5 protein-coding genes and 2 pseudogenes are annotated in these 11,587 nt (G+C 72.0%); all 7 read right to left on the bottom strand.

Going from position 1 to position 11,587, the window contains the following annotated elements; genetic code table 11:
* Window positions 1–106: 106 nt before the first annotated feature.
* Window positions 107–843 (bottom strand): annotated as a pseudogene (locus E1O70_RS00630) (transposase); the annotation flags it as partial.
* A 96-nt stretch (window positions 844–939) separates the two neighbouring features.
* Window positions 940–1,149 (bottom strand): annotated as a pseudogene (locus E1O70_RS20250) (IS3-like element ISPfr13 family transposase); the annotation flags it as partial.
* Window positions 1,150–1,241: 92 nt separating this feature from the next.
* Window positions 1,242–3,998 carry a discoidin domain-containing protein gene (locus E1O70_RS00625; protein ID WP_135350473.1) on the bottom strand — a complete coding sequence of 919 codons (2,757 nt, stop codon included), beginning with the start codon at window positions 3,996–3,998 and terminating at the stop codon, window positions 1,242–1,244.
* Between the two features lie 170 nt (window positions 3,999–4,168).
* On the bottom strand, window positions 4,169–7,405 hold the full coding sequence (locus E1O70_RS00620) for a hypothetical protein (protein WP_128957686.1): 3,237 nt from the start codon (window positions 7,403–7,405) through the stop codon (window positions 4,169–4,171).
* 312 nt (window positions 7,406–7,717) lie between these two features.
* The gene (manA, locus tag E1O70_RS00615; protein ID WP_061268106.1) at window positions 7,718–8,887 is read right to left on the bottom strand and encodes a mannose-6-phosphate isomerase, class I; all 1,170 of its coding nucleotides are present in this window, start codon (window positions 8,885–8,887) and stop codon (window positions 7,718–7,720) included.
* 2 nt (window positions 8,888–8,889) lie between these two features.
* On the bottom strand, window positions 8,890–10,455 hold the full coding sequence (locus E1O70_RS00610) for a phosphohexomutase domain-containing protein (RefSeq protein WP_240696552.1): 1,566 nt from the start codon (window positions 10,453–10,455) through the stop codon (window positions 8,890–8,892).
* Entirely contained in the window at window positions 10,448–11,536 is a 1,089-nt protein-coding gene (locus E1O70_RS00605) for a glycoside hydrolase family 130 protein (protein ID WP_061268105.1), read from the bottom strand. Before E1O70_RS00605 ends, E1O70_RS00610 begins: the two co-directional genes overlap by 8 nt.
* Window positions 11,537–11,587: the final 51 nt, after the last annotated feature.

Here is an 11,587-nt window from a genome sequence, read left to right as displayed (position 1 = left end):
GCCGCCGCCGGCCGCTTGCCCGCACAGCCGCCCACCTCAGCGCCCACGCAGCCTGCCACTCCGGCGATCAACTCTGAAGCGGCAGCACCTCCCTGGGCGCCCAGGTCTTACGCCGCGACCACTCCCGAGGCGCCCGAGGCGCGCGCCCGGTGCGCAGGCACCAGACCAGCTCGCGCTTGAGAAGGCCACGGCCCTGGATGTAGAGGGCACCCACATCCGGTGGGCGATCTGTTCCGGGCCCCATGCCTGCACCCAGGCCCGGTCCTTGCGATGCGGTTTGTTGTTGCCGGTGAACCGCGGCGGTCGCGGTCTGCCCGCCCTCGTGCCGTCTGGCCGACGGATCTGGCCCGAGAGCCGCTCGTGGACGTAGGCATGCAGCCGCGGGTCGGCGACCAGCTTCGGGGTCTTCGGCCGCCGCGCGACCATGTCGGCCTTCCACTGCGCGACCGACGCCCGGTACTCGAGCTTGCCGCTGCGGGTCGCGGCGTTGCGGCGCAGCTCACGCGAGACCGTCCCCGGATCGCGCCCGACCGTCCGGGCGATCTCGCGGACGCCCTTGGACTGGGCCCTGAGCAGAGCGATCTCCTCGCGCTCAGCGAAGGACAGGTAGCGGCCCGAGGGCCGCGCCTTGAGGTCGAACGGCGGCATGCCGCCACCGTTGTGGAACCACCGCTGACCGACCGGCTGCGACACACCGATCACGGCCGCCGCATCCGCGGGCAGCAGCCCCTTGGCGATCTCGGCCCAGAACGCGGCCTCCACCCGGCGCTGGAACTTCGGGCGACCCGGCGATCTCAGTCTCGGGCGCACCGCCCTGTCCGCTGCCTGCTGCCGACGAACCATCGAACACCTCCATCAACTCGAGGTGTTGCGACCACCGGTTGGATCCGCCCTGAGAGCCGGCATCGCTGTGCTGGATCAGACCTGCGAGATCTCTGACGCGACGTAGCAGAACCCGGACCACGTGCGCACGTAGGTGAAGTCAGCCACCCACAGCTGGTTCGGCGCGTCCGCGCGAAAGTCGCGCTTCACCAGGTCCCCGGCCCGGCACCCGTCCTTGGCTGGGATCGTGGTGCGCTTGGCGCGCCCGCGAACCACACCGCACAGATCAGCAGCCCGCATCAGCCGCTCGACCGTGCAGCGCCCGACCGGTCGAGCGGCAGCACCTGTCTCGGACGCAGGGAGCTTCCGTCAGACGGAGCAGCGTGGGGCCCGACGCTTGCCGGGCCCCACGCGACAGGTCAGGAGCAGGACGCGCCGGTGTACGGCACGGCTGCCACCTCGGCGTCTCCGGCGGAGGTCCGCGCGCTGACGTGCGCAACGCCGTCAGGGATGGCGGTCATGCGTGCCGCGAAGGACTGGTAGGCGTTCCCTCCGACGGGGACCTCGCGCGTGCTCCTGCCGTACGGGGTCGAGAACTCGACCGTGAGCGGCTCGGCCACGAGAGAGCGAGCCCGGACGGCGACGTACGCCCGGCCGGCGAGGCATCGGGCCTGCGCCTCGGCGCTCACGAGCGGCTGCGGCCCTGTGCGCCCCTCGGGGGCGTACGCCTCGAGCGAGTGGAGCGAGTAGGCCCACCGCGTGAGGCGCTGCGTCCCGACCACGCGAAGGTGCCGGGCCTGGGTGTCTCGGGCGAGCGAGACGACCTGGGTGCCGCCCCTTCCGTCGTTCTCGCTCGCGACGGTGCGCCAGTCCGAGCCGTCGTCCGAGACCTGGACCTGGAACGCCTTGGCGGCGGCGGCCTCCCAGTGCAGCACGACCGACCCGATCGGGCGCACCGTCCCGAGGTCGACCTGCACGTGCTGCGGGTCGCTCGCCTGCGACTCCCACCGGGTCCAGCGCGAGTCGTCCGTGAGGTGGTCGACGACGTTGATCGCGTTGGCCGTGCTGCTGCCCGTGGCGGGGGCACCGCGAGCCATGTCGCGCGACCGGACCTCCAGGGAGGCGAGGGCCTGTTCGCCTCCTGTGGCGGCGGCGACGCGCACACGCACGAACCGGGCGTCGCGCGGCGCGAGGGAGAACGTGCCGGAGGCGGAGAAGCCCTCGGCGTCCGCTGCCGGGGCCCAGGCGATCCCGTCGGCCGACGTCTCGATCGTGACGCCTCCCGCGGGGCGGATCGACCAGTCGAGCGTCGCCTCGCTCACCGGGCGGCTGACGCCCAGGTCGACGGTGAGCACCTGCTCGCTCTGCCCGTCCGTCGTCCACGCCGTGGTGCCGTCCCCGTCGATGGCGGCGGCGGGCGCCGACCCCGCGGGGCCGGCGGCCGTCCCGCTGAGCGCGACGTCTCGCTGCGGGTCGGTGTCGTACCGGACGGGGACGTCGTCGAGCAACGTCACCGCGCCGGCCCGGCTCACCACGGCGTCCGCGGGCGCCTCCACGAGCACGAGGGACGAGCCCGCGGGGACCGTCACCCGGGCGACGCCGGAGACACGCTGGGCGAGCAGCCGACCGGTCACCGCGTCGTACAGGTCGCGCGCGTCGCTCGACTCCAGCCGGACGTCGACGACCGCGTCGTCCTCCCTCGGGTTGTAGTACAGCGCGGTGGGATAGGGGCTGGGCGCGTACGGGTCGAGGGCGTCGAGGTCGGTGCGCAGCACTCGCTCGACGTTCGTGGCGCTGAGGGTGCCGCCGAGGAAGCCGACCCAGCTGGAACCGTACATGCCGAGCTGCGTGGTCTCGGGGTTGATCCCCCAGCTGCTCGCCCGGTCGTACGTGTCGGCGGTGGCGATGATCCCGGCGGGGCCCTGGTGCCGGAGGCCCTCGTAGGCGATGACGTGCGCAGGGTCCGCGATGAAGCGGTCTCCGTGCTGCTGGGCATCGACGGGCATCTGGTCGGCGTAGAAGTACCGGCTGGCGTTGTAGACCTGGAGCATCCAGCGCCCGACGGCGTCCGCGTAGCGCGTGTCGTAGCGGGCGGTCGCGGCGAGCCAGGGCGTCGCGAAGCTGTTCATCGCGAACGCGTACCCATTCAGGTCGGTACGCGAACCACTCAGCCCGGAGACGTCATAGTCGCCCCAGCTGCCCTCGACGGTCCCCCAGCCACCGCGCACGTCCGTACCGGCGCGCAGCGTGGCCAGGTACTTGGTCACGTCGTAGTCGGTGCCGGCCTCGGCGTTGAGCCGCGCGGCGACGTACGGCGCGAGCAGCGGGAGCATCTCGTAGTAGAGGTTCTTCTCGCGCTCCAGATAGTCCATCGCCCAGATCGCGCCGTCGAGGTACTTCTGGTCGCCGAACGCGTCGTGCGCCCAGAGCAGGATCGCGGCGGTCCCCGCCGCCGTGTCGCCACCCTCGTTGCGGCCGGTGGTCTTCGTCATCGTGGCGAAGTCGAAGTCCTGCATCGTGAGGTCGGCCCGCTGGCCTCCCAGCGCCACGAGCATCGCGTAGTGCTGGTCGGCGATCGACCGCTGCATCGTGGTCATGTCGGCCGCGTCGGGGTACTGCGAGGCGAGCATCGAGTACAGGACGTTGGCCGTCGTGGCGTACCACATGCTCTTCCCACCTGGGGCCGCGGCGTCGGACGCCGGGGTGTTCCGCGCGACGCCGAGGTCGGGATGGAAGAAGGTCCGGAGCATGTCCACGTAGTCGTGGCCGTCCTGGTCCGACTTGTCGATGCCGACGAGCGTGGCCCCGACCACCGAGGCGATGAGGGTGACCGCCTCCTGGTGGCCGACCCCGCTCACCGTCCGGGTGTCGCCGTAGTAGGCGGGCATGGAGTACGAGGTCGACCCCTCCGGCATGTTGAGGGCGTGGGTGTCCTCCCGGATGGTCGTGTAGACACCGCGGTCGGTCCAGTCGTACACGTAGGAGTCGTAGTCGATCGCGCGCTGGCGCCAGTCGAGGTCACGCCACGGCGACGGCGCGGACGGGAAGTCGTCGACCCCCGCGACGACGGCACTGTCCGACGTCGGTGCGCCCGCGCCCGCGCCCGGGCCCGGGCCCGTGTCCGGGGCGGCTGCGCTGGTCTGCACGGCACCGCCGCACACGAGAGCTGCCAGCATCGTCGACGCTGCGACGCGTCGCCACGGCGCCGGTCTCCTGATCATGCGCATGGTTCTCTCCTCGCTGAGGGAAGGGTGAGGGGACGCCGGGCAGCGGCCCGCCGCCGAGGTGCGCGACGCACGGGCGCCGGCCCGGAGGAGCTCGTCGCTCCCCCGGGCCGACGCGACCGTCAGCCGCAGGTGGTAGCGGCGTAGCCGACGTCCCACGAGCGGGACGCTCCGCCGGGCACGGCCCCGACGGCGGTCGCCGTGCCCGCTGACGTGCTCGTCGCACGCACGGGGAACGACTGGTAGGCGCTGGCACCCGGGGCGACGCCCGCGACGGCACGCTCACCGAACGGTGTCACGAGCCGCACTTCCGCGGTCTGGTCGCCGACGTTCGTCGCGCGCACCGCGACATAGGCCTTTCCGGCCAGGCACCGGGTCTGGACCTGCACGTCGAGCTCGACCGTGGGCACGGTCGCGCCGCAGTCCTCGGCCCAGGTGACGGTCTGCCCCTCGGCGACGTCGATCGCGGCGCAGCCGCCCTGCGCCGCCGGCCCGGTGAACAGCACCTGGTCGCCGTCGAGGTCCACGTCCAGCCGCTCGCCCCGGTAGGTCAGCCCGCTCACACCGCCGGTCGAGCCCGCGAGGCGCACGAACGTCGGGTCGCCCTCGTCGGTGCGCACCCCGTTCGCCATCAGCACGAAGTCGATGTAGTTCGAGATGCCGAACAGGGAGGGGCGCACGCCGCGTGCCCCCACCGGGCCGCCGGGCTCGCCCTTGGCGAAGTACACCTCGGCGAACCAGCCGCTGCGCACCATGTCGCGGGTGATCGCGTTGACGAGCACCGCGGCGCGGTCACGCAGCTGCGCCTGCGAGGACCCCTCGATCGGGTCCATGTCCAGCAGACCGTAGGCGATGAGCTGCAGGTCCGGGGCCTTCACGGCGAAGTCGCCGAGGCCGGCGAGCTGGGCGTTCTCGTCGTAGTCGTCGAGGAACCGGTCCATGGTCTTGACCATGGACTCCTCGGTGAGCTCGTCCATGACGAACGCGGTCGAGGTGTAGAACGACCAGCCGGGGCGCACCCACTGCCCGTTCTCGTTGCGGTAGGGCTTCCCCTCGGTGTCGTCGCCGAAGGGCACGGTGGTGCGGGTGGCGTCGAGGTAGACCTTCTGGACGGTGTCCCAGACCTTGCCGTCCTGGTCGGCGCCCGTGGGGAAGAACCACTCGGAGTACTTGGCGCTGATGTCGGTGATAACCGACTGGTAGAGCGCGGCGTCCTGGGTCTTGCCGAGCTCGTGGGCGATCTTGATCGCGAACTCCAGGTCGTAGGCGAGGGAGGTGACGAACTCGCTGTCGCGCTCGTCGAAGTGGTTGTTCGCGCCGAGGACCCAGCGCATGTTGTAGCGCTCCCAGTTCAGGTGTAGCGCGAGCTTGTCGTAGGTCCCCTCGAGCCGCTCCCGGTCGCCCGTGACGGAGTACAGGATCCACGCCGTCTGCGCCTTGCGAGAGGGCAGCGACTCCCCGCCCAGCTCACCGCGCGTGCCGTAGGCCACGTCGCTCGGCTCCGTCGCGCCCGGGCCGTCCTCGACGAGCGCCATCATGCCCTCGAACGAGGCCCACGCGTTCTCCGGGTCGGTGTAGACAAGTTGCTGCATGCCCAGCAGAGAGTCCCAGCTCGCCACGTTCTTCGTCCCCGGCGTGCCGTTCATCCACAGCGACGGCTTGCCCGTACCCAGCTGGGCGTGCATGTTCCCGGTCTCCGGGGTCGCCGGCAGCACGTTCATCTCGAGGTTCACCCACGCCTTGAACCAGAAGTGGCGCATCTCCTCCGCCGTCACGCCGCCGTCGGCGACACGCTGCACCGAGAAGTCCTGCACGACCGGCACCTTGGCCAGGTACTCGTCCCAGAACCCTCGCCAGGACCGCAGGTCCGCGGCGGGGTCGGCCGCCGCCGCCAGCGCCCGTTGCCGCGAGGCCGCCACCGCGTCCTGCGTCACCTTGGCAGACTTCACGGCGAATCCGACACCCACCGATGCGGGCGCGGAGCCTTCAGGCAGTTCAGCGACCCATGCGCCGTTACCGCCGAGCGGTTGTGCCGACCCGGCGCTCGTTCCCAGCTCAGCGATCGAGGCACCGAAGCGGACGTCTGCGCCCTCCGGCAGGGCGAACGAGTAGGTGTGGCCGGCACCCACCACTGTGAGCAGGCGCTCGTCCGGGCTCCAGCTCGCCACGCCCTCGTACGCACCCGCGATCGCGGTGCCGTCCGTGGTCGCCTCGACCGTGCGGGAGAACGAGTCCGCGTCGTGGAAGACGTCGGTCGTCTCGATCGTCCCGCTGCTGTAGGTGCCGCGGGACTCCAGTGCCTGCGGCATCCACTCGTTGCTGATCTGCTCCGCCGGACGCAGCCATACGTCACCGTCGTGGAACGCCAGGTCGTCGAACGTCGAGTACCCGTTCTTGCCGACGTGGAAGATCTTGACCGTGAAGGTGCGCTCCCCCGACCAACCGGTCATGCCGGCCAGGTCGTACGTCAGGACCCCCGTGCTCGTCGTGTCGGGCTGCACGGTGATGTCGTCACCAGACCCGCTCGACACCTTCAGCGCCCACTTCCCGCTCGTCTCCGCTGCGCGCACGCTCAGCAACGGCGTCGTGTCGAGGTCCACCGTCACCCGGCGCTCGACCGCACCGTAGTCGGTGTCGCCCAGACGGACCGTCCCCTGCGTCCCGTCCGAGACGAACGCCGCCCCGTGACCGGCGTGCGTCGCCGTCGACCACACGGACGCGTCGGAGAGGTCGTCGACGGTCCCGGACACAGAGCCTTCCCACGGCAGGTCCGCACCGTTGTCGAGCGACAGTGAACGGAACGTGGCCGTTCCACCGTTGACGCCGGTCTTGTTCACCGCGAAGAGCTTCACCGTCAGCGTCTTGGGACCGGGCTGCCACCCGTAGGCCTGCGCGAGGTCGAACGTCACGGACCCGGTCGCCGAGGAGTCGGCCTGCAGGCTCGGCAGGTCGTCGCCGGAACCGGTCTCGTTGATCTTGACGTTCCACGTCGTGCCGGGGCTCAACGACGCCACGTCGACCGTGAGGAAGCGCGTGTCCGCCACGTCCTGCACCGTGATCCGCCGCTCGATGTGCCCCCACTGCCTGCCGTCCACGAGCCGCAGCGCGGTTGTCCCCGCCGCTGCCGACGCGGCGACGTCCTTGGTCGTCCAGCCCGCCGTGTCGTCGAACGACTCGGACAGCGCGCTCCGGAACGCGCTCCCCTGCGGGCGCTCGCCCGCCGTCGCATAGGTCTGCAAGAGGTTCTTCGCGTGGGGCGCCTTGTCGTCGACGTAGTACCCGACGTGCAGGGGCAAGGAGGTGCCTGCCGTCTGCTCGAGCTCGCTTCCGGACCGCCCGAACTCGAAGGGGTTGAGCACGATACGAGAGTCGGGGACGGACAGCCATCGCTGCTGCGCCGCGGAGGCGTCGGCAAGGTATTCGGACGTCACGTCTGCGGGTACCGGCTCGTCCGCCGCAGCGGGCAGCGTCGTCGCTGCCACAGTGAACGGGCCGGCCACGAGTGCGGCAACCACCCCGGCTGCCGCTCGTCCGGCCAAGGGTCGTCTTCTCACGATCTCTCCTCACTTCGTTGTGTCAAGGCTCTTCCCGGGCCCCCCGTCCCCGGGTCCTTCGCCCGACGGGACCTCCCGCCGGGGGCTCGTGCGCCGTCGGACCGCGCACGGGACGGCTCACGCGTGTGCGACCACCGCCGTCCCGTTGCCGGACACGGTCATCGCACCGTCGACGTGGGGGACGAAGACGGCCTGGCCGGGCAGCAGCCGCTGGACGTCGCCCGCTGCGACCTCGACCTCGCCCTCGACGCACACCACGACCCGCGGGCCGTCGACGGGGCCGGGCAGGTCCTCGCCCGCGCGTGGTGTGACGACGCTCAGCCCGAGTCCATCGACGGGTGCCGTGAAGTCCACGACTCCGGGCGTGAGGCGCACCGGGCGCAGGAACCCTGTCAGGCGCGGGGTGAAGTCGGTGATCGCGAGGACCTCGTCGACGTCGACGTGCTTGGTGGTGAGCCCGGCACGCAGCACGTTGTCCGAGGAGGCCATGACCTCGATCGCCATCCCGCTGAGATACGCGTGCAGCGTCCCCGGCGCCGTGTACAGCGCCTGCCCGGGCTCCAGGCGCTCGTGGTTGAGCAGGAGAGGGGCGAGGAGTCCGGGGTCGCCCGGGAACTGCTGCGCCAGCCTGTGCACGATCGCCAGCTCGGGTCGCGCGCCGATGGCGTCACGGGCGCTCCGGGCGGCCTCCCCCACCCAGGCCGCCACGGTGTCGCGCTGACGGAGCAGCCACGTGAGGGCGCCGCGCTGCGCATCGGGCCCCCCGCCACGCAGGAGCCCGATCAGGGGGTCCAGCGCAGGCACCGCGAGCTCGGCCACGAGTTTCGCGGACTGCTCCGGCTCCCGCAGGCCGCTGAGTAGCTCGAAGGGCGTGAGGGCGTACACGAGCTCCGGCTTGTCCGAGCGGTCGCGGTAGGTGCGTGCCGGGTCGTCGAGCGACACGCCCCGCTCCTCCTCCGCCGCGAAGCCCGCCTCCGCCTGAACGGCGGTGGGGTGAACCTGGATCGACAGGGCACGTGATGCGGCGAGGATCTTGGCGAGGTACGGCAACCGCGGCCCGGTGCGTGTCAGGGCCCGCGGCCCGAGCATCGCCTCGGGGCGGGCTGCGACGAGCTCGTCAAGCGGCGTCCACCGGCCTCCCCCGCCGGCGACGGACGGGTCGTCGGGGTGAGCCCCCATCCACACCTCGGCGATCGGCCGGCCGTCGACGGGCTGGTCGAGGAGCTGCTGCACGAGCGTCGTCGACCCCCAGGGGTACCGGCGCACCGCGCCTTCCAGGCGGTACACGGTCAGCCCGTCCGTTCGGTGGAACTCGTGATGGCAGCGCTGTCACGCGGCGAGCCGACGCCCTGCTCGGCCGGGCCCGCGGGGTCCAGCGCGCGGAGCACCAGGTCCCGGACGAACCGCATGGTCTCCGCGTCCGCCGCCTCGACGTTGACGCGCAGCAACGGTTCGGTGTTCGACGCGCGGACGTTGAGCCACCACGGGTCGGGCCCGGACCACCGCGAGACGGTGACGCCGTCGAGCCGGTCGACCTCCAGCGTCGCGGCGCCGAACTGCGCCCCGAGCGCATCGAGCACGGTCTCCTGCGCTCGAGCCGGGTCGCCGGTGACGACGTCGACCTCGCCCGACCGCACGTACGGGTCCAGGTCTCCCACGAGCTCGGACAAGGGCCGGTCCTGCTCGGCGAGCGCAGACAGGACGTGCATCGCGGTGAGCAGGCCGGAGTCTGCGCCGAAGAAGTCGCGGAAGTAGAAGTGACCGCTGTGCTCGCCACCGAACACCGCGCCCTCCTGAGCCATGACCCCCTTAACGAACGAGTGGCCCACCCGTGTGCGCACGGTCCGCACGCCGTGAGCGGCAAGGATCTCCGGCACCGCACGCGACGTGATCACGTTGTGCAGCACCACCGGCTCACCGCCCTGCTCCTGCACCCGGCGCGCCTCGCGCAACCCGACGAGCGCTGTCAGCGCCGAGGGGTCGACGCGGCGCCCTCGCTCGTCCACGACGAAGCACCGGTCGGCGTCGCCGTCGAAGGCGAGCCCCAGGTCGGCGCGCCGACGCACGACCTCGGCCTGGAGCGTCGCCGTGTTGGCCGGGACGAGGGGGTTCGCCTCGTGGTGCGGGAAGGACCCGTCGAGCTCGAAGAACAGCGGGACGATGCCCAGCGGGAGCGCGGGGAGCCCCGCCGCCATCCCCAGCACGGCCGGGACCGTGAGGCCGGCCATGCCGTTGCCCGCGTCGACGACCACGCGCAGGCGACGGTCGCCCGACAGGTCCACGAGCGTCCGCAACCGCTCGGCGTACGGGCGCAGCACGTCGACCTCCTGGACGCCGCCGAGCGCCGCTTCGCCGAGGGCCGCTTCGCCGAGAGGGGCGCCCGCGAGGAGCTCGGCAGCGCGCTCCGCGGTCGCGCCCAGACCGGCGTCCTGCCCCACCGGGCGCGCGCCGGGCAGGCACAGCTTGATCCCGTTGTACCGGGCCGGGTTGTGGCTCGCGGTGAACATGGCGCCGGCGGCCTCGAGGTCGCCCGCGGCGAAGTAGAGCTCGTCGGTCGAGCACAGCCCGGCGTCGAGAACCTGCGCCCCCGCGGTCCGCGCGCCGTCCACGAAGGCGGCCACGAGGGAGGGGCCGCTGTCGCGCATGTCGCGCGCGACCACGACGCGCGGGAGGACGCCTCGGGCCACGGCGTCGGGACGGACGACGACCTCGACGAACGCCGCCCCCAGCGCCCGCGTCACCTCGGGCCCGAGCTCGTCGGGGACGACGCCACGGACGTCGTACGCCTTGACCACACGGTGCAGCACGTCGCGGGCGAGGCTCGTGGGCATCGTCGGACGGATGGTCTCAGCCATCGTGACGCTCGAGCTCGGCGACGCCGATCCGGGAGTCGGCCATGCCGTAGAACACGAAGGTGCGGCCGTCGATCTCCTCGACCGCGGTCGGGAACACGACGTTGCCGAGCGTGCCCTGGAGCTCGTCCTGCGTCTCCGGGACGAGCAACGGCTCGGGCGTGCGCGCCAGGACACGCCGGGGGTCGGACGCGTCGAGCACCATGGCACCGGCCGTGTACCGGGCACCGTGCGCGAGCGCGAATCCCGAGAAGTCCGCACCTGTGACCCCGTGATGGAGCACGAGCCAGCCCTCGGGGACGCGGACCGGAGCCGGCCCGCCGCCGATCTTCGACGCCTCGTACGCCATCTCCGGTGCCGCGAGCATCGACGAGTGCTCGACGTACGTGAGCGCCGCGAGGTCACGGGTCACGGCGTCGAGGTCGACGTACCCGATCCAGATCGACGGCCGGGCGTCGTCGACCCCCGCCGGGGTGCGCGCACCCTCGCCCGGGCGGAGCCAGTCCAGGTCCCACATGGGCCGGTGCAGCAGCCCGAGGGCGGGGCGGCCATCGGGTCCGGGCACGGCCTCGGGGAAGAAGACGATGTCCTTGTTGGGGAAGAGGTTGAGGTCGGTGTCCAGCTCGGGCTGGTAGGCGAACCGCAGCGGCCCCAGACGGCGCCACGTCACCGTGTCCTGCGAGACAGCAAGGGCCGGTCTGGGTCCGAGCGGACCGTAGGCGATGTACGTCATGACGTGCAGGCCGAGCGGCTCGACCAGGGTGATGCGCGGGTCCTCGACGCCGGCGTTCTGCCGACCGTGCTCCCACCCCTCGTCCGGGGACAGGACCACGCCGAGGCGCTCGACCCCCACGGGGACTCCGTCCTCCACGACGACGCGGGCGCGTCCGACGCGGGAGACGTTCCCCGCGGCGACGAGCCGCGGGTAGAGGTAGAGCTCACCGTCGGGTCCCCAGGCGGTGCCGGGGTTGAGCACGCCCTCGGCCTCGAGGGGCTCGCCGGGCAGGGGCGACATGATCGTGCCGAGCCGCCGGAGCGTGTAGGGGACGGTCGTCACAGGTTCGGAGTGGTTCACCTGGGTCATTACCTAGCCTTGAGAGGTCGACGTGGCGGCGGCACAGGTCGCCCGGCGCCG

Origin of the sequence: Cellulosimicrobium funkei, from assembly GCF_004519295.1 — a bacterium.
GTDB classification, from domain to species: domain Bacteria; phylum Actinomycetota; class Actinomycetes; order Actinomycetales; family Cellulomonadaceae; genus Cellulosimicrobium; species Cellulosimicrobium funkei.
Note: the sequence above shows the minus strand (reverse complement) of the source record. Positions and strands in the feature narration are given on the sequence as shown.

Coding starts and splice junctions, on each gene's coding strand:
- E1O70_RS00625 (WP_135350473.1), bottom strand. CDS start 3,998: ATGCTGGCAGCTCTCGTGTGCGGCGGTGCCGTGCAGACCAGCGCAGCC.
- E1O70_RS00610 (WP_240696552.1), bottom strand. CDS start 10,455: ATGGCTGAGACCATCCGTCCGACGATGCCCACGAGCCTCGCCCGCGAC.
- E1O70_RS00605 (WP_061268105.1), bottom strand. CDS start 11,536: ATGACCCAGGTGAACCACTCCGAACCTGTGACGACCGTCCCCTACACG.